We start from the raw sequence: 22,775 nt of genomic DNA on the forward strand, positions 1-22,775 counted from the left end.
TTTTGAATTCAGATTGAAAAATCTAAAATTTAAAATCTACATTCTAAAATTAAAAAAATGGCTTGGTTTAAAAGACAGGAAAAAGGGATTACGACCGCGACAGAAGATAAGATGGACGTTCCGAAAGGATTGTGGTACAAATCTCCAACAGGAAAAATTATTGATGCAGACGAATTAGCAAGAAACTTATTCGTAAGCCCAGAAGATGATTTTCACGTTCGAATTGGAAGCGCAACCTATTTTGAAATTTTATTCGACAACAACGAATTTGTTGAGTTAGATAAAAACATGACATCAAAAGATCCTCTGCATTTTGTGGATACAAAAAAATATGCAGAAAGATTGAAAGATGTAATGGAAAAAACTCATCTTAAAGACGCTGTACGTACGGGAGTAGGAAAATCTAAAGGAAGAGAACTTGTAATTTGCTGTATGGATTTTGCCTTTATTGGTGGATCTATGGGAGCAGTTGTAGGTGAAAAAATCGCAAGAGGTATTGATCACGCGATCAAAAACAAACTGCCTTTTGTTATGATTTCTAAATCTGGTGGAGCTCGTATGATGGAAGCTGCTTATTCTTTAATGCAATTAGCAAAAACTTCTGTAAAACTAGCTCAATTAGCAGAAGCTAAATTACCTTATATCTCTCTTTGTACAGACCCAACAACGGGTGGAACAACTGCATCTTACGCAATGTTAGGAGACATCAATATTTCTGAACCGGGCGCTTTGATTGGTTTCGCTGGCCCTCGTGTTGTACGTGATACTACAGGAAAAGATTTACCGGAAGGTTTCCAAACGGCTGAGTTTCTTTTAGAGCATGGTTTCCTAGACTTTATCACGCCTAGAAAAGAATTAAAAGATAAAATCAATTTATATATCGATTTGATTCAGAATAATGATATTAGATAGTTTTTAAACTTCTAAAACATATAAAATCCCATTTGCTTCGGCTGATGGGATTTTTTTTTATCTTTATTTTAAATCTCATTCTTTATGGCTAGAATTTTTATTGCGTTTATGATTTGTTTGCTTCTTTTGAATTGTACCAAGAAAGAAGGCTTAGGAGAAAATATTCCCTATATAATTCCTAAGGACAGAAAAGGAAAAATTACTGGTAATGATACCATTCCCCCAACCCCTCCTATTCCTGGTTGGTTAGTGTATGGAACAAATACATTTATTATCAACACTGACTCTACAGCATACTATTTTCAAAATAAAGGAATAGGATTTATATGTGGAACACCAGATGCAGACACAATTCCTTATTTTATAAATTTACAACCCAAAGATTTAATTCAAATTTCAAATAAAAACCTCTATGAATTTATAAAATTGAATTATAAAGACAACTTTCGAAATGCAACTTTTATTGCATCAGAATCTGATACATTGAAATCGAAGATGTTTTTTGATTTACAAAAATCTTTAAATTATTTCAAAAGAGACCGAGATTTTATTGCCATCAGAAGAACAACTCAAGAAGAAGATACTGTTTTAAAATATAAGAGAGATAGCGAATCTTATTATTCCTCGGAACACATAAAATGGGATAAAACAAAAATTAAATTTCCCGAACTTGTCAAATTTGTAAAAAAACCTAAATAACATATACAGTTCCTACGGAACATCTAAATGTACCATTTCAACTTCCAACGGAATAAATTCCGTTGCTACCGATATTTAATTCCTACGGAATTTTCTTGACTTGCGATTTTAATCTCAACTAATTAATACTTGTCTGAAAAATTGTATTTTTGTTTTGCAATAATAGTTTTATCCCAAGTGAACTATTAAAAAATGTATCGCACTAAAACGGACTTGTTTTTTACCAAAACCAATTTTTATTAAAGCATTATAAATATCTTTGAACTATGAGCACAGCAACAAAACCAAATCATATAGGACGAAAAATAAGCCGTATTCGTGAACTTAAAGATATGAAGCAGGAAGCTCTCGCTCAAGCTCTGGGAATATCACAACAAACTGTTTCTGCAATAGAAAACAGCGAAACCATAGACGATGCAAAACTTGCAGAAGTAGCAAAAGCACTTGGAGTAAGTGTTGAAGCAATTAAAAACTTTACCGAAGAAAATATGATAAATTATTTTAATAGTTTTTATGACAATAGTTTTGCACATGGAACAATGAGTCCATATTATTGTACATTCAATCCAATAGATAAAGTAGTAGAACTTTTAGAGCGTATGCTTCAGGCAGAAAAAGAAAAAGTTGAGTACTTAGAAAAATTATTAAAAGAAAAATAAGGTTTTCAAAACATATTAAATTCTATAAAAAATCCCAAGAAATTGCTTCTTGGGATTTTTTTATATCTTTATTTTAAATACTGTTTTATGAGGAGAATTTTTATTGGTATTGCAGTTTGTTTGCTTCTTTTGAATTGCAATTCAAAAGAGAGTGAGAAAGAAAACAATCCCTATGTAATTTCAATTGAAAAGATTAAATTATTAAATGAATTAAAAAAGAAAAATATTCCACCTCCACCTTCTGGATTTTACTCTTACAATAATATAATTATAGATCAAAAAGGCGATTTTTATTTTTATCAAAAAGAATATACGCCTTGGCATTGTATTCCATCTGAAAGAGATACAATTCCAGATTTCTTCAACATTAAACCAATTGAAATAATTAAAGTACCAAATAATAGCATTGTTGATTTTATAAAACAAAATGTTGCAAATAGAAATGAAATGAAACGCATGCTTGTAATTGCGTCTCAAAATGATACTATAAAAAATAACACTCTATTTTCTTATTTAAATGAAAACCAACTAAGATCTTTTTCTACAAGAAGAACAACACAAGAAGAAGACACGGTTTTAAAATACAAGAAAAACAATGAATTTTACAATTATGAAGATATTAAATGGAATCCAGACAGAATAATACTTCCATTCAAAAAACCGAAATTATAAAAGAAAAAGAATATTTCTCTTTTATAATGAATTTCGAAATTAGCTCGCTTTTTTCAAATCCTTTTTCAATTCTTTCTCAGCAATTTTAAAAGCTAGTTTTTCACGCCATATCGCATAACGTTCTCTAAAAACAATTTTTATAGCGCTATCAACTGCTCCATGCATAAATAAACTCCAAACACTGGCTATTTTTCTGGTTATGGATGAATCCCAAGCACGAAGACTCAGCGAAAAAGAACCATCAATATAACGCATCCAATGCCACATTCCGGTTGGCATAAATAAAGTATCTCCGTGTTCCAGAAAAACTTCATAACCTTCTACTCCTTTTAACGCAGGAAATTTTTCAAAATCAGGATTAGCAACATCATAATCTTCTAAAGCATAAGTTGTATTTGGAATACAATAAAGCCTCTTTTTCCATTTATTGTCAAATAAGATAATATGTTTTCTTCCGCCAAAATGAGTATGAAAAAGATGTGGCAGATCGATATCATAATGCAAAAAAGTAACCGCTTTAGAACCGCCAAAAAACATGGCCGGCATACTTTCTATAAAGCCGCCCATTAATTCTTTTGGAACTTTTACATCATTAACTAATTCGGGTTTGTGTTTAAAAAGATTGAAGAAAAAAATACGTAAGTCTGTTGGTTCTCTTTTTATCAAATCAAGATAATCGCCAAATTTCATACTAGCGATAGAGGCATTAATTACTTTAGTTGGATCTGCTTTAGAATTGTCAACCAGCTTTACTTCAATATCTCCCGCAATTTCCTTAAAATAATCAGTTGACCATTTGTCTCTTGCAGGCCAGTCTTTTGTTAATCCTTTTATAACAAGAGGCCTTCTTTTACCTAAATAATTCTTTTTAAAATCTTCTCTGGAAATAGACTCAACAGCATCAACGGGTTTTAATATAAAGCTCATTTTTTTATCATTTAAATTCTATGTTGCCAAAAATATTTAAATAATCCCCGCCTTCAAAATTTTAAGTAAAATATTACAAAAAATAACACTACATCCCGGTCCGTATAGCCTCAACCGGATCTAAATTAGCAGCAGAAATTGCTGGAAGAATTCCCGAAATCAATCCAATCAATGCCGCAAGACCAGTTCCTAAAAGTATATTTCCTAAACTTAAAACAAACTCAAAATCCAGCGCTTTTGTTAGAATAATTGAAATTCCCCACACCATCAATAAACCAATAATCCCACCAATTACAGAAAGAATTATGGCTTCAAATAAAAACTGAAATAATATGAAACGATTTTTTGCTCCCAATGATTTTTGAATCCCAATTAAATTCGTTCTTTCTTTTACCGAAACGAACATAATATTAGCAATTCCGAAACCGCCGACTAAAAGAGAAAATCCGCTGATAATCCATCCCACTACATTCATTTGACCTAAAATACCGTCAATAAAATCAGTAAAACCAGAAAGTACATTTATAAAAAAGTTATCCATTTCTCCCGCCTTCATTCCGCGAATGGCTCTCAGTTTTTGTGCAACTTCTGCTTTGTAAGCGTCCATATCTACACCTTTTGTTGGTTTTAAAACAATAACCGGCGTCATAGAATCGCTGTCGCCATACATTCGGCGTAAAAAGTTTGCGGGTAAATAAACCGAAGTATCATTACTGTCTCCAAAAAATCCTGCTCCTTGTTTTGCGATTACTCCAATAACAGTAAAACGCTGCCCGTAAAGACGAATATTTTTTCCCGTTGGATCCATATCTCCAAAAAGACCCTGAGCAATCTCATATCCTAAAACTATAACTGCGGTTCCCGAATTTGATTCAGATTCATTGTAAAATCTACCTTTATCAAAACTTAATCCGTCAATATTTACCATTTCAAATGAAGACGGAACAATATTTACATCGGCAACCGTTTTTGAATCGTACTTTAAAGTTTCATGATTTACAAAAAGCTGATAACCTACCTGATCTGTATTATTCATAGAATTTTTCAATCCTACATATTCATCGTATTTTACATTTGGAAACTGTTCTCTCTTCCATTGTGGAATTTCAGATGGACCAAAGCAATATTTCATTAAATAAATCGTATTTTTATCTAAGCTGCTCAAATCTTTAGAGATTTTTTTATCTAAAGAATCAACTGCGGCCAGAACGGCAATTATTGAAAAAATACCAATTGTAACGCCAAGCAGTGACAATAATGTACGCAGTTTATTATTTCGCAAAGCATTTATGGCAAAACTCAGACTTTCTTTTAATAATCTTAAATAAAGAAGCATATAATAGTATTTTTCAATAAAGTAAAATTCAATAATTTAAAAACAAAAACCTAATAAAAGTTAACTTACTCATCAGTAGATTTTTTTAAGAGAATGTTACATTAATTTCTTTTAAAATAATATATAAAAAAACTACTTTTGCAGTCTGAAAATCATAACTACACAATGAGCACAACTAAAAAAATACAATCAGCGTTAATATCTGTTTTTTCGAAAGATGGATTAGAACCAATCGTTAGAAAATTACACGAACAAAACGTAACACTTTACTCAACTGGAGGAACAGAAGATTTTATTAAAAACCTAGGAATTCCGGTAGTTCCTGTTGAAGACATTACTTCTTTCCCTGAAATTCTTGGCGGAAGGGTAAAAACTTTACATCCGAAAATTTTTGGCGGAATTTTAAATCGTCAGGATAATGAAAGTGATGTGCAGCAAATGAAAGAATTTGACATCCCTCAGATTGATTTAGTAATTGTTGATTTGTATCCTTTTGAAAAAACAGTTGCTTCTGGTGCAAGCGAACAAGATATTATTGAAAAAATTGACATTGGCGGAATTTCTTTAATCCGTGCCGGTGCAAAAAACTTCAAAGACACTGTAATTGTTGCTTCGGTTAACGAATACAGCTTACTTTTAGATTTAATTACAGAGCAAAATGGTGCTACAACTCTTGAAAACAGAAGATTGTTAGCGACTAAAGCGTTCCACGTTTCATCTCACTATGACGGTGCTATTTTTAACTATTTCAATACAGATGAAACAATCTACAAAGAAAGTATTGATAACGGACAGGTTTTAAGATATGGAGAAAACCCACATCAAAAAGGATTTTTCTTTGGAGATTTTGACGCTATGTTCAAAAAAGTTCACGGAAAAGAGTTATCTTACAACAACTTATTGGATGTTGATGCTGCAGTTAACTTAATTGCTGAATTTAAAACTGACGGACCAACATTTGCTATTTTAAAACATAATAATGCTTGTGGTTTAGCGTCAAGAAAAACCATCAGCGAAGCTTATTTAGCAGCTTTGGCTTGTGATCCTACATCTGCTTTTGGAGGTGTTTTGATCTCAAATACTAAAATTGATTTAGCTACAGCACAGGAAATCAACAAATTATTCTGCGAAGTTGTAATTGCTCCAAATTATGATGATGAAGCGATTACTGTTTTACAAGAAAAGAAAAACAGAATTATTTTAGTTCAAAATGAAGTTGAATTACCTTCAAGACAAGTTAGAACATGTCTTAATGGTTTGTTAATTCAGGACAGAAATAATATTACAGATAATAAAGAGCATTTAAAAACCGTTACAATAACAGAACCTACTGCTCAGGAGATCGAAGATTTGATCTTTGCATCAAAAATTTGCAAGAATACAAAATCAAATACCATTGTTTTTGCAAAAAACGGAACATTAATTTCATCTGGTACAGGTCAGACTTCAAGAGTTGATGCTTTAGTTCAAGCAGTTGACAAAGCAAAAGCTTTTGGATTTGATTTAACTGGAGCTTCAATGGCAAGTGACGCATTTTTCCCATTTCCGGATTGTGTAGAATTAGCTAAAAAAGCAGGAATAACCGCAGTAATTCAGCCGGGAGGTTCGATAAAAGATGAATTAAGCATAAATTATTGCAATGAAAATAATCTTGCAATGGTATTTACAGGAACACGTCATTTTAAACATTAATTTGTTTAACTTTGTTCGATAAATTATTTTATAACATTTTAAACCCCTAAAAAACTTATGGGATTTTTTGATTTCATGACCGAGGATATTGCGATAGACCTTGGTACCGCAAACACTTTAATCATTCATAATGATAAAGTTGTTATTGATAGTCCGTCAATCGTTGCACGTGATAGAATATCAGGCAAAATCATTGCTGTTGGTAAGGAAGCCAACATGATGCAAGGTAAAACGCATGAAAACATCAAGACCATAAGGCCTTTAAAAGATGGTGTAATTGCCGATTTTGATGCTTCGGAAAAAATGATCAACATGTTCATTAAAAGTATTCCTGCATTAAAAAAGAGAATGTTTACTCCTGCATTACGCATGGTAGTTTGTATTCCTTCTGGTATTACGGAGGTGGAGATGAGAGCGGTAAAAGAATCTTGTGAAAGAGTAAACGGAAAAGAAGTTTATTTGATTCACGAGCCAATGGCAGCCGCAATTGGTATTGGTATCGATATCATGCAGCCAAAAGGAAACATGATTGTTGATATTGGGGGTGGTACAACAGAAATTGCCGTTATCGCATTAGGCGGAATTGTTTGCGACAAATCTGTAAAAATTGCAGGGGACGTTTTCACAAATGATATTGTTTATTACATGCGTACACAGCATAACCTTTTCGTAGGAGAAAGTACTGCTGAAAAAATTAAAATTCAAATTGGAGCGGCTATCGAAGATTTAGACGGACCGCCAGAAGATATGTCAGTTCAGGGTAGAGACTTACTTACAGGGAAACCAAAACAAGTTGATGTTTCTTACCGTGAAATTGCAAAAGCATTAGATAAATCTATTCAGCGTATTGAGGATGCAGTAATGGAAACATTATCTCAAACTCCTCCTGAGTTAGCTGCCGATATTTACAATACTGGTATTTATTTAGCTGGTGGAGGATCTATGTTAAGAGGTCTTGACAAACGTATTTCTCAAAAAACAGATTTACCAGTTTACATTGCCGAAGATCCGTTAAGAGCAGTTGTTCGCGGTACAGGAATGGCGCTTAAAAACATCGCAAAATTTAAAAGTATCTTAATCAAATAAGATTCAAAAATAACAATCAATATACTTTTATTAGGGTCAAATTTCTAATATTTGACCTTAATAAAATTTGAAACCTTAAAGCATATCCTGAAACAAAATAACCAGACACGAAATGCAGCAAATTTTTAATTTCATTATAAGAAACAGTAATCGATTGCTGTTTTTGCTGCTTTTAGGTATTTCGTTGACTCTCACAATTCAATCGCATTCGTACCACAGAAGCAGAGTAATCAGTTCCGCAAATTTTTTGAGCGGAGGTGTTTATGAAAGAATCAATCATGTAAACGAATATTTGAATTTAAGAACCGAAAACGACGAACTTGTACTTGAAAACGCAAGGTTAAAAAGTCTTTTATTCAATAAAGAAGACACAACAAAAGCACCATTACCAGATAGCATTAAAGGAGTAAAACCTGCAGATATTATCGTTTCAAAAGTAATTCACAACTCTTACAGCACACACGAAAACTTCATTACACTTAACTCCGGAAATAAAGAAGGAGTTAAACAAGATATGGGTGTTATTAACAGCTTAGGAATTATTGGAGTTATCGACAACACTTCAACAAATTACTCAACTGTAGTGAGCATTTTGAATATGAAATCACAGATAAATGCTAAACTAAAAAAGACAAATCACTTTGGTTCTTTAACCTGGGACGGAAAAAGTACTGGATTTGTACAACTGGAAGATGTTCCTAGATTAGCCTCAGTAAGAAAAGGAGATACTATTGTTACCGGAGGACAATCTGTAATTTTTCCGGAAGGAATCAATATTGGTACTGTAGAAAATATATACAAAAAAGACAATTCAAGTTTTTATGTTATAAGAGTTAAACTTTTTAACGATATGACAAACTTAGGTCACGTATACATTATCAAGAGTAAGGACAGAGAAGAACTTATTAATCTAGAAAACAAAAGCAAGGAAAAAAATGAGTAGCGCTTTGTTAGTAAATATTTTTCGATTTATTATGTTGCTGGCAATTCAGATTGTTATTTTTAACAACATGAATTTTCTAGGATACATAAGTCCTTTTCCATATATCCTGTACATTATTTTATATCCGGTAAACAGTAACAGAGCGGGATTAATTATTTCCAGCTTTTTATTAGGATTAGTAATGGATATGTTTTGTAATTCTGGTGGAATTCACGCTACAGCTTGTGTGATTCTTGCTTACTATCGACCGTATATTTTTAAGTTTTCGTTCGGATTAAGTTACGAATATCAAACTATTAAACTGAATGAATCTTTAACACCAGAACGGTTTTCATTTATATTAGTTTCTGTTTTATTACATCATATTGTACTATTTACATTAGAAGCTTTTCAGTTTAAGTTCATATTCGACATTTTACTACGAACACTATTTAGTTCTATTTTTACAATAATCACTTCAATTATAATAATTTATATTATTAAGCCCAATAAACGATGAGAAAAGTTCTGCTGCCCTCTTTAATTATTATTGCAGCATCTTTGCTAGTGATTCGGATATTTTATCTGCAAATTGTTGATGATTCATTCAAATTGAAATCAGAAAATAATGCGATTAAGAAAGTCTATGACTATCCGGAACGCGGCTATATTTATGACAGAAATGGTAAGTTATTAGTTGCCAATCAGGCTTCATATGATATCATGGTAATCCCAAGAGATATCAAAGAAAACCTTAATGTGAATGAATTCTGTGCACTTTTAAACATTACACGAGAAGATTACGAAAAAAGAATTGCAAAGGCCAGAGTTTACAGCCCAAGGCTTCCATCTGTATTTTTATCTCAGTTAAATAAAACCGAATTTGCTGCCTTTCAGGAGAAAATCAGAAAGTATGAAGGTTTCTATTTTCAAAAGCGTTCTCTTCGTGACTACGAAGTAGATTATGGCGCTAACATTTTTGGTTTCATTACTCAGGTAAACGAGAACTTAATTAAAAAGAATCCATATTACAACAGTGGTGATTTAATTGGAAAACAGGGTGTAGAAGAAAGTTACGAAGATATTTTGCGCGGAATTAAAGGTGTAAAATATATTCAAAAGGATAAATATAACCGAGAAATTGGTGCCTACAAAGAAGGAAAATACGACACTATTGCCGTTGCCGGAGAAGACATCAATTTAAGTATTGATGCTGAACTTCAAAAGTACGGTGAAGAATTAATGATTAATAAACGAGGCGGAATTGTTGCTATTGAACCAAAATCTGGTGAAATATTAGCACTAGTTACTGCTCCTTCTTATGATCCAGGTATTTTGGTTGGAAGACAAAGATCTAAAAACTACACGCTGTTATATCATGATTCTATCGCAAAACCTTTATATGACCGCGGCCTTTTAGCAGAGTATCCTCCGGGTTCTCCGTTTAAAATTCTAACCGGTTTAGTGGCGCTTCAAGAAGGTGTTATCAACGAGCAGACTACTTTTATGTGTTATCATGGATTTAGTTATGGAGGTGGTCGTTTTATGAAATGCCACGGTTTTGGACCTCATCAATTGCATAATGGAATTTACAATTCCTGCAACACTTACTTTGGACAGGCTTATATGTTAACGATTAACAAATACTCAGATCCGGGCAAAGCTGTTGATGTTTGGAGCAGTCACGTAAAAAGTTTTGGTTTAGGACAATTTATGGGATATGATTTACCAACGGGTAAAAAAGGTAATATTCCAACATCAAAAACATATAAAAGAATTTATCCTAACGGCGGCTGGCGAAGCTCAACCATTGTATCAAACGCTATTGGTCAGGGAGAGGTTTTAATGACCCCTATTCAGTTAGCAAATATGATGGCAACAGTTGCGAATCAGGGATATTATTATACGCCTCACATCATTAAAAAAATTGAGGGCAAGAAAATTGATCCTAAATTTACAGAAAGGCATACGACAACTATTGATCAAAAATATTTCCCACCAGTTATTAGCGGGTTATTTGATGTTTACAACAAAGGTACTGCTTACGCTCTTAGAGTAAACGGAATTGATATTTGCGGAAAAACAGGAACAGCTGAGAATTATGCCAAAATAAACGGCAAAAGAGAAAAGCTTAAAGATCACTCTATATTTGTGGCTTTTGCACCAAAAGACAATCCGAAAATTGCAATTGCAGTTATGATTGAAAATGGAGGTTTTGGAGCAACTGTTGCGGGGCCGATTGCCAGTTTAATGATTGAAAAATATTTAAGAAAGAAAATCACAAGAACTGATTTGGAGGTTCGTGTTTTAAACAAAAGTTTAGCCGCGGAATATGCTAAATTAGGCGGAATGAACGAAGCAAGCGCAATCGAATCGACACCAAAAGATTCTGTTTTAAAAGCTAAGATTGTAGTTCCTAAAACGGTAACTGCTCCAAAAACAGAAATTAAAAAAACAACAATAGACACTACTAAAGAAAATTAAGATTATTTCAAATGAAAAATCAAAGTGTAAAAAATAACATTGACTGGATAAGTGTCTTTATCTACATTGCGCTGGTAACATTGGGGTGGCTGAATATTTATTCCTCCTCATTATTATCAACCGATGGGACGTATCAAAAACAATTAATTTTTATTGGATGTACAATTCCACTAATTTTTGTTGTGCTTTTTGTTGATGGAAAATTTTACGAAAAATACGCTAGTATTATTTTTGGTGTGGCATTATTGTCTTTGGCCGGATTGTTTCTCTTTGGAAAAACAATTGCCGGTCAGCGATGCTGGTATGCTATAGGAAGTTTTACGCTTCAGCCGTCAGAGTTTGCAAAAGCTGCTACATCATTGGCATTAGCCAAATATTTAAGTGATACACAAATTAACCTTAAAGAAACAAACAGGCAGTTTCAGGCTTTAGCAATTGTATTTCTGCCGGTATTACTTATTTTACCACAGCCCGATCCGGGAAGCGCTTTAATTTACAGCGTTTTTATTTTGGTTTTATTTAGAGAAGGATTGCCGTCTTGGTACGTTTGGACTGGTTTCATCACCATTCTGTTATTTGTATTAACACTTATTCTAGAACCTTATGTTGTTATTTTAATAGCACTGGGTGTTCTGATCATTATACATTTTAAGGGAAGAGCTGTTGATAGAAATCTTCTTTTAAGTGCTATTTTATTGGCGCTTATCTCTGGATTTGTTCTTTCTGTTGATTATGTATTCGACAATGTATTTAAACAGCACCATAGAGATCGTTTTAATATTCTTTTAGGAAAAAGCGTTGACATGAAAGGTATTGGTTATAATACTAATCAATCTGAAATTGCTATTGGATCCGGAGGATGGTTTGGAAAAGGCTTTTTAGAAGGAACGCAAACCAAAGGAGGATTCGTTCCTGAACAGCATACCGATTACATTTTTACAACTGTTGGTGAAGAATGGGGATTTACGGGTTCTCTAGTTGTGATTTTACTTTTTACGGGTTTATTCCTGAGAGTAATTTATTTGGCAGAAAGGCAAAAGACTAAATTCAGCCGGGTTTATGGTTATTGCGTCGCCGGAATTTTATTTATACACTTCTTTGTAAATATTGCCATGGTTATTGGTGTTTTCCCAACAATTGGGGTTCCTCTGCCCTTCTTTTCTTATGGTGGTTCGGGACTTTGGGGATTCACTATCTTATTGTTCATCTTCTTAAAAATGGATGCTAATAAGGTTAATGAATGGTAGGATTTAATAATTGTGAATTGTGAATTGTGAATTCTATTACAATTTAATTTTTAGAAGTTTTCTTCTGCACCAGATAGCAAACAATTTTAATCAAAAGCTGTAGCAACTGAAATTTCATTCTGTAAACATAGCCCACGGTTTCAACCGTGGGAAACGAATGGATTGAATACAAATCACAATTACATATATTGCGTCCCACGGTTGAAACCGTGAGCTATATTTAAAATGCAATAATATTATTCAACCGATGATATTTAAATCGAATCATATCTAAATAATCAGAAAATAAAAAAGTCCGAAGTTTTTAAGCTTCGGACTTTTTTATTTTCTGTTGAAATTATATTTTTTCAGTTGGCCTTTTCTTTAAAAGTTTAAGTAAAACCGGGAATGTAGATATCAGAACAATTATAATGATAATGTATTCAATATGTTCTTTTAAATCAATCCCTTGTTTTAGAAATACACCGTACAAATAATGTCCGGCAAAGATCAAAATGAATGACCACAAGAAAGAACTTAAAATGTTATAGAACATGAATTTCTTTTTATCCATAGAAACTATTCCGGCAATAATTGGCGCGAAAGTTCTGAATATTGGAAGGAAACGTGCGTAAATAATTGCTTTTCCACCGTATTTTTCAAAGAAATCTTTTGATTGCAAAAGGTATTTTTTCTTAAACCAAAATGTATCTTCTTTTTTAAATAAATAATAACCGCTTTTTGCTCCAAACCAATAACCAGTCATATTTCCAAAAACTCCCATAATTGCTACGGCAGTAGAAAGTAAAAATACATTGATAAAATCTCCAGGAATATAAACAACATTTTGAATTAAGTCTCGGCTATAAATTCCAGCTAGAAAAAGCAAACTATCTCCTGGAAGAAAGAAACCTGCAAAAAGTCCTGTTTCGGCAAAAACAATAAACAGAACAATAAACAACCCAATCTCAAAACCTCCGATACTTAAAGTTATATAGAATTCAGGGTTTAGTAACTGGGTCCACTCAAAATTATTCATAAAACGAATTTGGTTATACTTATAAGTTTGTGAAATTAACAATTATTTACCTTAACCACAATTAAAAGCCATATTTTAAAGATAAATTAACTATATAAAAAAGCCCGAAGATTAACTCGGGCTTTTAAAATTATTTTTCTCTCTCATACTTACAGCAAGAATGAAGATTTTCATAATCGGCATCGGTGGCTTTTACTTCTTTAGTATCATGCCCCACTTTTGCAATTGCAGCATTCAAATCCTGTGGGGAAGATTTTTCTTCGTTTAAAATCACAGTAAGCTGATGTGTGCTAATATCCCAAGAAGCAGTTTTTACACCCGGAACTCCAAATGCAGCTTTTTCAATACGTTTTTTACATTGTTCGCAGTTTCCGTTAACTTCGACAGTATATTTTAAATTTTTATTTTTTTTAGTTTGAGCCTGAGCCGAAAATCCTAAAAAAGTTATCATTGCTATTAAAATCAAATTTTTCATTGTCTATTATTTAGTGTTATAAATTTATTATTGATATTGATATATTTATTTTATTTTAAATCGTAATCCGGCGTAATACATCTGCCCAAAAATTGGTGCATAAGCAACAGAAGCATCAAAATTTGGTCCAAAAGGATCATTTGCTCCTAAAATCGCTTTTTGTTGTTTGTAATTTCCAATATTTTCTCCTCCAATATAAACCTCAAAAACTGGCGAGAAAACCCTTGTAACCTGAGCATTCATAACAGCATACGAAGGCGAGAAATCAGGAAACTGATCTTCAGCAGGATTTGACGCTGTGTACGGAAGCTGTTGTTTTCCAGACCAATTAAAAGTATAATCAAACTTCCATTGTTTGTCATTATTCAAAGTTGTTTCGTATTCTAAATTCCCTAGAAAACGATGTTTTGCCTGAAGCGGACGCTGAAAAGTTCCTCTTAAATAATCGGTTTGAATGTCATAGTATTTATAAGCTGTTCTTAAATTTAAGTTATGAATTAACTCGTAATTAAATTCTACCTGAATACTATTGGCAAAAGAACTTCCTTTTAAATTATAAAACAAAACTTCTTGCGGACTCTGCATTAAATCTACAACGGCCTGATTTTGAAAATCGGTTCTGTAGATATCGAATCCCGCATCGGCATTTTTACCGAAAAGTTTAAATTTCTGCGAAAAGCTAACTCCGTAATTCCATGCAATTTCCGGATTTAAACCATAAATTTTTCCGTTGTTATCTAAAATTGAAAAGGTTCTGGAACTGGCGAAAAGCTGCTGATTCTCGGCAAAGATATTAGCGGAACGTTTTCCTCTTCCTGCAGAAAAACGAATTACTCCATTTTTCCATGGATTGTATCTAACATGAAGTCTTGGCGTAGCAAATAATCCTAAACGGTTATGATTGTCAACTCTTCCTCCTAAAATTATACTGAAGTCATCTGTATTATCATACGTATATTCAAAAAATGCCCCAACCGAATTATCGATTCGGCTGTAATCTGTAACATTTACAAACTCCTGATATTGATCGTATGAAAAATTTAAACCAGTAGTAAATTTATGCTTCGTATTATTGATAATCGAATTGAAAATTAAATTCGAATAAAAACTATTCTGCTTAATATCATATTGATTTAAACCAAAATATGAATCTTGTTTATGGCTGTTGAAAGCATTTTGAAAACCGATGCTTTGATAAGGCATATCTTTAAAAACATATCCAATTTTTGTAGACACATCAAAACGTTCTGTATTAATTTCTGAACCCCAATGATTTGTAGTTCCGCGATCGCGGTCTTTATCAAAATCAACTTCTCCAGTCTGCTTTTTATCATTCATATATCTGAAATTGATAAAACTCACTAAACCACTTTCGGGATCATAATATTGATATCGGTTTAAAACATTGATTTGTTTTCCTAAGGGATTATCTAAAAATCCGTCATCATTCATATCGTTTTTAGCAACACGAGCATTTCCATGAACAAATAGACTTGTCGCCCATTTATCAGATAACTTTTTATTAAAATGTGTATTCAATTCAAATCTTGAATCGGTTGAACCGTAGGCATTCAGGAAAAACGGAATATCACTTAATGGTTTTAAGAGTTCGGTATTTATTTGTCCCGAAATACTTTCGTAACCATTAATAACGCTTCCGGCGCCTTTGGTAATTTGAACACTTTCGATCCAGGTTCCGGGTGTAAAAGACAAACCATAGGCTTGCGACGCTCCGCGAACCGAAGGAATATTTTCTTCGGTAATCATTAAATACGGACTTGTTAAACCCAGCATTTTGATTTGTTTCGTTCCTGTTAAAGCATCAGAAAAATTGACATCAATAGACGGATTTGTCTCAAAACTTTCGGCAAGATTACAACATGCTGCTTTTAAGAGTTCTTTACTCGTAATTAAAGATGTATTTGCGGTTACGGTATAGGATTTTGTAATTCCTTTTTGCTTTTTTTTGACTTTTACTTCCTCTAAATTTTCTTGTGAAAACATAGAAACCGAAAGTAAAAACATCGCAAAAAGCATGATATTTTTTGGCATAAAAAAAGATTTTAATGTTATTTAGAAATTCTGCTTTTAGGTTTCTGTAGAATAAGAAACACTAAAACATTCATTGCAAGCCATAGAAAGAAGGCTTGATTCTAAACATTAAAATCAGGAATAAAAAATGTATTGATTGTATAATTTGAATAAGGGGGGCGCATTCGCATCAGAATAATACGAAATAACCTGATTGTTTTTGAAGTTTGGAATTGACAAAAATGCAATTGGTTTGTATTCCTGAATTACAGCCGGAAATGCAAGCTGGAAAAAGAAAACCTTAAAAGTTGCATCGCTTGATTTTTTTTCAAATTTTACAACTTTGTCCTTGCAGCAAGATGATTTTTTTTCTTTTTCACCACAGCATTTTTTCTCTGGTGATGCAGAAGCCGAAGTATTTAAAGAAACGGAAGCAATTTTTCCTCCGCAGTAATGCACATCAAAAGCAAACCCAATGTTGGAAACCAACAATAGGAACGCTAAAAATAAAACTGTGCACTTTTTTCTCATACTGCAAAAGTATTTAAAAAGACTCAGATAAAATTTAAATGAAATGTTATTTTTTTAAATTTTGAAGCTGATAGTAAAATGCAGGAATAAACAAAAGCACAAATATAGGCTGAATGATAAATCTTCGAACATAAAACAACAGCCAGCTTTTCTCCGGAAAATATTCGACAATTATAAAAAACATCCCGAAAAGAACAACTGAAAAAAATGCGTATAAAAAGGAACTAAAGATTAAAATTCCTTTATCCCTAAAAAGGGTATAAATTAGAATAAGAGATAACGCCGTGTTTAAAACAAACCGAAGTAAAAGATTCAGAAAAAGTTTTAACGAATCGACTTCTGGTAATTTTATATTATTAAAATCAGATTCAAAATATTCTAAGAAGGGATCATAAAACAGGGAACTTTCAAAAGCTCTTATCAACCCGAAACAGCAAATAACAAGTATTGAAATGAAAACTTTCGTTTTTTCTTCTCTTATTTTATTTAGCATACTTCGAAAATTTATTAACCCAAATAATCCATAAAATAAAAACAGTTCCGTAAATAATTAACGGAAAAAGAACACCGTGCAAAAGATGATTTTTTTCGGGAAAATGAAATAACAAAATGGTCAATAAAGCGATTCGGGCAATATTTAAAAGATAAATAAACACGATTCCGAACAGGATATAATATAAGGTAACTTTAAATTTCCCAGAAAAAGCAAGCACGAAAGCAATAAACAAGATAATAACACTTATAGCATTGCAGCCTTCAATAATTCGAACAATGTAATGATTGTTATACAGAACTTCTAACCAGGAACTGGAAAAGCTTTTTTGAATTTTTACATCAAAATTAAAGGCGTGAAGCAGCTGCTCGACATTACGGCCAACTAAATTTGTAATTCCGTCGACTTCATCTGCTTTAAAACTGTTCAAATAAAATTTATATAATAGCGTTAATGCAATGTAAGCTGCAAAAAAAGTACCTATAAAAATTAAAAACGGCTTGAATTGGGCTAGATATTTTTTCAACAGATTTTTTTTTCAAATTTATGTATTTTTTGAGTTCAGCTTTAAATACTTTTGTATAAAATTTTCAAATCATGACATTTCAAGAATTACAACCAAAAATAAGTGCTATAGTATCTGATAATAATAAAGTTAGAGATGAAAAACTATTAGCTGTCTGCCAATTATTAAACGAAAATGTAGAATATTACAACTGGGTTGGTTTTTATTTTGCAAATCACGAAAACAAAACACTTCATTTAGGCCCGTATGTAGGTGCTGAAACAGATCATACTGTTATTCCTTTTGGTAAAGGAATTTGCGGACAAGTTGCTGAAAGCAATGCAAATTTTGTTGTGCCAGATGTAAAAGCACAAGATAATTATATTGCCTGCAGTTTAACTGTAAAATCAGAAATCGTTGTTCCTCTTTTTGTAAATGGAATAAACATTGGTCAAATTGATATTGACAGCCACGTAATTGATCCTTTTACAGAAGCTGACGAAAGATTTTTGGAGTTTGTTAACCAAGAAGTTGCTAAGTTATTCTAGAAGAGCTATTTTTAATGTATAAAAAATAGATCTGAATGAAAAAAAATGTATTCATCATATTTCTTCTTATAAGTTCAGTCAATCTATTTGGGCAGATTAACATGGTCTCGAAAAAGATTTTTCTTGACTCGTTAAATCGTGAAACTACACCTGAAAATTACACTTACACAAGAGTAATTACGAATTATTCTCAAAAAAGTGTACGGTATGTCGTTACTGATTTTTACAAAAACGGCAGAAAAAAAATGACGGGCTGTACTTTAGACAGAGACATTTTAAAAAAGGATGGCGAGTTTATTTGTTATTTTAAAAATGGATCAAAAGAATCTGTTGTAAATTATTCTGACGATCATAAAGTAGGCAAAGAGATTAATTGGTATGAAAACCAAAGCAAAAAATGGGAGAAACAGAATTCGTGGAATCCTAAAACCAAAACAGCTCAAACTTTAATTCTTAATTTTTGGGATGAAAATAAAAACCAAACTGTAGTTGATGGGAATGGAGAATATGAAGAAACCGATAAGTTTGTGACCCAAAAAGGAATCATTAAAAACGGTTTAAAACAAGGTGTTTGGGTTGGAAACGATGCTTTACGTAAAATTTCATTTACAGATAATTACGATCAGGGAGTTTTAATTTCAGGAACAAGTATAGACGAAAACAATGTAAAACTTTCTTACTCCTCCTTAAATGAGAAACAAACAGGTAAAAAAGTCTTGAAATTAAAATAGCAATTAAAAACAAAGATCACTTTAATTAGCAAACGCTGAATTCTTGTTTATTTGTATTAAAAATACTACTTTAGATTTTTCATTAATAAACCTAACATGAAAGCTATTTTACGCGTATTATTTTTTCTTTTTATTTCTAACCAACTTTTTTCTCAATCACTTCTTTCAGAAAGTAGAGTAATATTTCTGGACTCTTCTTATGTGGAAAGTTCAGCAGTAGACTATAAATATATTAGGATTATTGAAGATTATTATACTGATAAGAAATCGTATAATTATAAAGAATATTACAAATCTAAAGCAATTAAATGTATAGGAACAACTTTAGACAAAGATGTCATTAGACTAGATGGGCCATTTATGTCGTATTATGAAAATGGCAACAAAAAGTCGACTGTAACTTTTGCAAAGCTCAAAAAAACAGGAAAAGAATTCAATTGGTACGAAAACGGAAATATCAAATCAGAAATTGAATATTTCGAAAATAAAAAAGGAGAAGTTGAGTGCAAGCTCAACAATTTCTGGAATCCTCAAAAAGAACAAATCGTAACCTACGGCAATGGAGATTATACATATGCAAATGAATATTCCGAAGAAAGCGGAAAGATAAAAGATGGGTTGCCTGATGGGATTTGGAAAGGAAAGTATTTGGAAAAGAAATCAAGTTTTACAGAAACTTATGAAAATGGCAAATTAGTTTCAGGAATTAGCTTGGATTCTTTAAACATTGAGCACCCTTATACCATCAGAGACCAGCCTCCAAGTCCAAAAAAAGGTATAAATTCTTTTTACACGTATGTTGGAAGATCTATGGTTATACCAGTTGAAGCAAGAAATAAGGTTTTTGGAAAGATATATTTAACTTTCACTGTAGATGAAGAAGGAAATCTGGTTGAACCAAAAATATTAAAGGGATTGGGCTACGGATTAGACGAAAATGCAATTAGTGTAATTAAAGGCGCGAAAAAATGGAGTCCAGGCATAAGAAGAGGTATTCCCGTAAAAGTTCTTTATTCATTACCGTTGACGATAGCTCCGACAAATTAGCACTTTTAAACAAAAAGTGAATCCCTAAAACATTAAAAAAGAATTATTTTTACCTGAAATTGACTAATTATTAAAATTTTCAAAGTTTAAATTTATTTTTTCGGAAAAAAGATGTAATTTTGCACCCGTCTTACAAAGGATGTATGACATACATAAAAATCATTAAATAATATTGGAATGTATTTAACTAAAGAAAAGAAAGAAGAGATTTTCGCACAACACGGTGGTGCAACAAACACTGGAAGCGCAGAAGGTCAAATTGCATTGTTCACTTACAGAATTTCTCACTTAACTGAACACTTGAAAAAAAATCGTCACGATTACAACACTGAGCGTTCTCTTGTACTATTAGTAGGTAAAAGAAGAGCTTTGTTAGATTACTTGAAAAAGAAAGAGATCAACAGATATCGTGAGATTATCAAAGTATTGAATATCAGAAAATAATCAATATAGAAAAGAGGTGCGAGAGTGCCTCTTTTTGTTTTTACATTACAAGCATTTTATAAAAAAAAGTTTGGTTTTTCATTGGGTTTTAGAAACAACAACTACACACAACAACTACAACACAACTAAAACCCATTGTATAACCAATAAGGAAAAATTTATGATTCCACAATTATTTGTAGAAAAGATCGATTTAGGTGATGGCAGAAGCATCACAATCGAGACAGGACGTTTAGCAAAACAAGCTGATGGTTCTGTAGTAGTAAGAATGGGCGACACAATGATTCTTGCAACAGCAGTTTCAGCTCGCACATCAAACCCAGGCGTTGATTTTTTACCGTTAACGGTAGATTACCGCGAAAAATTCGCAGCAGCAGGTCGTTTCCCGGGAGGTTTCTTCAAAAGAGAAGCACGTCCAAGCGACAGCGAAGTATTAACAATGAGATTAGTTGACCGTGTTTTACGTCCGCTTTTCCCAGACGATTACCATGCTGAAACACAAGTTATGATTCAGTTAATGTCTCATGACGAAGAAGTTATGCCAGACGCTTTAGCTGGTTTAGCTGCATCTGCAGCATTAGCTGTTTCAGATATTCCATTTTACAACTTAATTTCTGAAGTACGTGTTGCACGTATCGACGGGAAATTTGTGATCAACCCAAGCAGAGTAGACTTAGAAAAATCTGACATCGATATGATGATTGGAGCTTCTATGGATTCTGTTGCAATGGTTGAAGGTGAGATGAAAGAAATTTCAGAAGCTGAAATGGTTGAAGCAATTAAATTTGCTCACGAAGCTATTAAAGTTCAAATCCAGGCACAATTACGTTTACAAGCTGCTTTTGGTAAAAAAGAAATTCGTACTTACGAAGGTGAGAAAGAAAACGAAGAAATCTATAAAAAAGTAAAAGCTGCTGCATACGATAAAATTTATGCTATTGCAAAAGTTGGTTCGGCTAAACACGAAAGAGGTGCTGCATTTGCTGAAGTAAAAGAAGAAGTTAAAGCTTTATTTACTGAAGAAGAATTAGCAGCTGACGGTGATTTAGTTTCTAAATATTTCTACAAAACAAACAAAGAAGCTGTTCGTAATGTAGTATTAGAATTAGGTGTTCGTTTAGATGGCAGAAAAACTACAGACATCAGACCTATTTGGTGCGAAACTGATTATTTACCAAGAGTTCACGGTTCATCTTTATTTACTCGTGGAGAAACTCAGGCTTTGGCAACTGTAACTTTAGGAACATCTAGAGAAGCAAACCAAATCGATTCTCCATCTGAACAAGGTGAAGAGAAATTCTACTTACACTATAACTTCCCTCCTTTCTCAACTGGTGAAGCAAAACCACTAAGAGGAACTTCAAGAAGAGAAGTTGGTCACGGTAACTTAGCTCAAAGAGCTTTAAAAAATATGATCCCTGCTGATTGTCCTTATACAATTCGTGTTGTTTCTGAGGTTTTAGAATCTAACGGTTCTTCTTCTATGGCGACAGTTTGTGCTGGAACAATGGCTTTAATGGATGCTGGAGTTCAAATGGTAAAACCAGTTTCTGGAATTGCTATGGGATTGATTACTGATGGAGAGAAATTTGCTGTATTGTCTGATATTTTAGGTGATGAAGATCACTTAGGAGATATGGACTTTAAAGTAACTGGAACTGCTGATGGTATCACAGCTTGTCAAATGGACATCAAAATTGATGGTTTACGTTATGACATTATGGAGCAGGCTTTAGGGCAGGCACGTGAAGGACGTTTACACATTTTAGGAAAATTAACTGAGACTATCGCTGCTCCAAGAGCTGACGTAAAAGCTCATGCACCAAAAATCATTACCAGAACTATTCCTGGAAACTTTATTGGAGCATTAATTGGACCTGGTGGAAAAGTAATTCAGGAATTACAAAAAGCTACTGGAACAACTATTGTAATCAACGAAGTTGATGAGCAAGGTGTTATCGAAATCTTAGGTACAGATCCTGCTGGAATTGAAGCGGTATTAGCAAAAATTGCTTCTATCACTTTCAAACCACAATTAGGAGAAGCATACGAAGTTAAAGTAATCAAAATGCTTGATTTTGGAGCTGTTGTAGAATATACTGCTGCACCAGGAAACGAGGTATTACTTCACGTATCTGAACTTGCTTGGGAACGTACTGAAAACGTTGCCGATGTAGTTAAAATGGGAGATGTTTTCCAAGTGAAATACTTAGGAGTTGACCCTAAAACTAAAAAAGAAAAAGTGTCTAAAAAAGCACTTGTTCCAAGACCTCCACGTGAGGACAAAAAAGAGTAATCAGATCTTAGTTTACTAAA

Annotated in this window: 23 protein-coding genes; 15 read left to right on the forward strand and 8 right to left on the reverse strand. The window is 32.8% G+C overall.

What is annotated here, in order from left to right:
* Positions 1–57: 57 nt before the first annotated feature.
* The 4 genes from accD (at position 58) to BUE10_RS06260 (ending at position 2,942) form a co-directional block, all read left to right on the forward strand.
* On the forward strand, positions 58–912 hold the full coding sequence (gene accD, locus BUE10_RS06245; RefSeq protein ID WP_026728501.1) for an acetyl-CoA carboxylase, carboxyltransferase subunit beta: 855 nt from the start codon (positions 58–60) through the stop codon (positions 910–912).
* A gap of 84 nt (positions 913–996) precedes the next feature.
* On the forward strand, positions 997–1,611 hold the full coding sequence (locus BUE10_RS06250) for a hypothetical protein (RefSeq protein ID WP_073483383.1): 615 nt from the start codon (positions 997–999) through the stop codon (positions 1,609–1,611).
* 266 nt (positions 1,612–1,877) lie between these two features.
* Positions 1,878–2,270: a helix-turn-helix domain-containing protein gene (locus tag BUE10_RS06255; RefSeq protein WP_073483386.1), complete on the forward strand. Its 393-nt coding sequence runs from the start codon at positions 1,878–1,880 to the stop codon at positions 2,268–2,270.
* Between the two features lie 87 nt (positions 2,271–2,357).
* Positions 2,358–2,942, forward strand: coding sequence for a hypothetical protein (locus BUE10_RS06260; protein ID WP_073483388.1), 585 nt, complete (start codon positions 2,358–2,360; stop codon positions 2,940–2,942).
* A gap of 39 nt (positions 2,943–2,981) precedes the next feature.
* On the opposite strand, the gene BUE10_RS06265 is transcribed toward BUE10_RS06260, so the two are convergent.
* Both BUE10_RS06265 and BUE10_RS06270 read right to left on the reverse strand, forming a co-directional pair.
* The gene (locus tag BUE10_RS06265; RefSeq protein ID WP_073483390.1) at positions 2,982–3,869 is read right to left on the reverse strand and encodes a cupin-like domain-containing protein; all 888 of its coding nucleotides are present in this window, start codon (positions 3,867–3,869) and stop codon (positions 2,982–2,984) included.
* An 88-nt stretch (positions 3,870–3,957) separates the two neighbouring features.
* Positions 3,958–5,205, reverse strand: coding sequence for an ABC transporter permease (locus tag BUE10_RS06270; protein WP_073483391.1), 1,248 nt, complete (start codon positions 5,203–5,205; stop codon positions 3,958–3,960).
* 165 nt (positions 5,206–5,370) lie between these two features.
* On the opposite strand from BUE10_RS06270, the gene purH reads away from it, so the two are divergent.
* From purH to rodA, 6 genes are all read left to right on the forward strand, one after another.
* Positions 5,371–6,897, forward strand: coding sequence for a bifunctional phosphoribosylaminoimidazolecarboxamide formyltransferase/IMP cyclohydrolase (gene purH, locus BUE10_RS06275; RefSeq protein ID WP_073483393.1), 1,527 nt, complete (start codon positions 5,371–5,373; stop codon positions 6,895–6,897).
* Between the two features lie 57 nt (positions 6,898–6,954).
* Positions 6,955–7,983, forward strand: coding sequence for a rod shape-determining protein (locus tag BUE10_RS06280; RefSeq protein WP_007804822.1), 1,029 nt, complete (start codon positions 6,955–6,957; stop codon positions 7,981–7,983).
* A gap of 112 nt (positions 7,984–8,095) precedes the next feature.
* The gene (gene mreC / locus BUE10_RS06285; RefSeq protein ID WP_073483395.1) at positions 8,096–8,926 is read left to right on the forward strand and encodes a rod shape-determining protein MreC; all 831 of its coding nucleotides are present in this window, start codon (positions 8,096–8,098) and stop codon (positions 8,924–8,926) included.
* On the forward strand, positions 8,919–9,425 hold the full coding sequence (locus BUE10_RS06290; protein ID WP_073483397.1) for a rod shape-determining protein MreD: 507 nt from the start codon (positions 8,919–8,921) through the stop codon (positions 9,423–9,425). Before mreC ends, BUE10_RS06290 begins: the two co-directional genes overlap by 8 nt.
* Positions 9,422–11,389 carry a penicillin-binding protein 2 gene (mrdA, locus tag BUE10_RS06295; RefSeq protein WP_073483399.1) on the forward strand — a complete coding sequence of 656 codons (1,968 nt, stop codon included), beginning with the start codon at positions 9,422–9,424 and terminating at the stop codon, positions 11,387–11,389. The genes BUE10_RS06290 and mrdA overlap by 4 nt, the downstream gene beginning before the upstream one ends.
* 11 nt (positions 11,390–11,400) lie before the next feature.
* Positions 11,401–12,636: a rod shape-determining protein RodA gene (gene rodA / locus BUE10_RS06300; RefSeq protein WP_073483401.1), complete on the forward strand. Its 1,236-nt coding sequence runs from the start codon at positions 11,401–11,403 to the stop codon at positions 12,634–12,636.
* Between the two features lie 337 nt (positions 12,637–12,973).
* On the opposite strand, the gene BUE10_RS06305 is transcribed toward rodA, so the two are convergent.
* The 6 genes from BUE10_RS06305 to xrtF all read right to left on the reverse strand — a co-directional run bounded on the left by BUE10_RS06305 (position 12,974) and on the right by xrtF (position 17,710).
* Entirely contained in the window at positions 12,974–13,654 is a 681-nt protein-coding gene (locus tag BUE10_RS06305) for a DedA family protein (RefSeq protein WP_073483403.1), read from the reverse strand.
* Between the two features lie 130 nt (positions 13,655–13,784).
* Entirely contained in the window at positions 13,785–14,129 is a 345-nt protein-coding gene (locus tag BUE10_RS06310) for a heavy-metal-associated domain-containing protein (protein WP_073483406.1), read from the reverse strand.
* A gap of 45 nt (positions 14,130–14,174) precedes the next feature.
* The gene (locus BUE10_RS06315; RefSeq protein WP_073483408.1) at positions 14,175–16,181 is read right to left on the reverse strand and encodes a TonB-dependent receptor plug domain-containing protein; all 2,007 of its coding nucleotides are present in this window, start codon (positions 16,179–16,181) and stop codon (positions 14,175–14,177) included.
* Positions 16,182–16,295: 114 nt separating this feature from the next.
* Entirely contained in the window at positions 16,296–16,691 is a 396-nt protein-coding gene (locus BUE10_RS06320) for an HYC_CC_PP family protein (RefSeq protein ID WP_073483410.1), read from the reverse strand.
* Positions 16,692–16,737: 46 nt separating this feature from the next.
* The gene (locus BUE10_RS06325; protein WP_073483411.1) at positions 16,738–17,184 is read right to left on the reverse strand and encodes an exosortase F system-associated membrane protein; all 447 of its coding nucleotides are present in this window, start codon (positions 17,182–17,184) and stop codon (positions 16,738–16,740) included.
* Positions 17,174–17,710: an exosortase family protein XrtF gene (gene xrtF, locus BUE10_RS06330; protein WP_073483413.1), complete on the reverse strand. Its 537-nt coding sequence runs from the start codon at positions 17,708–17,710 to the stop codon at positions 17,174–17,176. The genes BUE10_RS06325 and xrtF overlap by 11 nt, the downstream gene beginning before the upstream one ends.
* A 71-nt stretch (positions 17,711–17,781) precedes the next feature.
* Between xrtF and BUE10_RS06335 the strand changes: the two genes are divergently transcribed.
* The 5 genes from BUE10_RS06335 to BUE10_RS06355 all read left to right on the forward strand — a co-directional run bounded on the left by BUE10_RS06335 (position 17,782) and on the right by BUE10_RS06355 (position 22,755).
* The gene (locus tag BUE10_RS06335) at positions 17,782–18,237 is read left to right on the forward strand and encodes a GAF domain-containing protein (protein ID WP_053470045.1); all 456 of its coding nucleotides are present in this window, start codon (positions 17,782–17,784) and stop codon (positions 18,235–18,237) included.
* Between the two features lie 35 nt (positions 18,238–18,272).
* Complete coding sequence (locus tag BUE10_RS06340; RefSeq protein ID WP_073483415.1) at positions 18,273–18,968, forward strand: toxin-antitoxin system YwqK family antitoxin; 696 nt, start codon at positions 18,273–18,275, stop codon at positions 18,966–18,968.
* A gap of 96 nt (positions 18,969–19,064) precedes the next feature.
* Positions 19,065–20,015, forward strand: a complete 951-nt coding sequence (locus BUE10_RS06345; RefSeq protein WP_073483417.1) for an energy transducer TonB — start codon at positions 19,065–19,067, stop codon at positions 20,013–20,015.
* A 177-nt stretch (positions 20,016–20,192) separates the two neighbouring features.
* Positions 20,193–20,459, forward strand: a complete 267-nt coding sequence (gene rpsO / locus BUE10_RS06350; RefSeq protein ID WP_007804772.1) for a 30S ribosomal protein S15 — start codon at positions 20,193–20,195, stop codon at positions 20,457–20,459.
* Positions 20,460–20,619: 160 nt separating this feature from the next.
* Positions 20,620–22,755: a polyribonucleotide nucleotidyltransferase gene (locus BUE10_RS06355; protein ID WP_073484175.1), complete on the forward strand. Its 2,136-nt coding sequence runs from the start codon at positions 20,620–20,622 to the stop codon at positions 22,753–22,755.
* Positions 22,756–22,775 lie beyond the last annotated feature (20 nt).

Origin of the sequence: Flavobacterium sp. CF108, from assembly GCF_900129795.1 — a bacterium.
In the GTDB taxonomy this organism is placed as follows: domain Bacteria; phylum Bacteroidota; class Bacteroidia; order Flavobacteriales; family Flavobacteriaceae; genus Flavobacterium.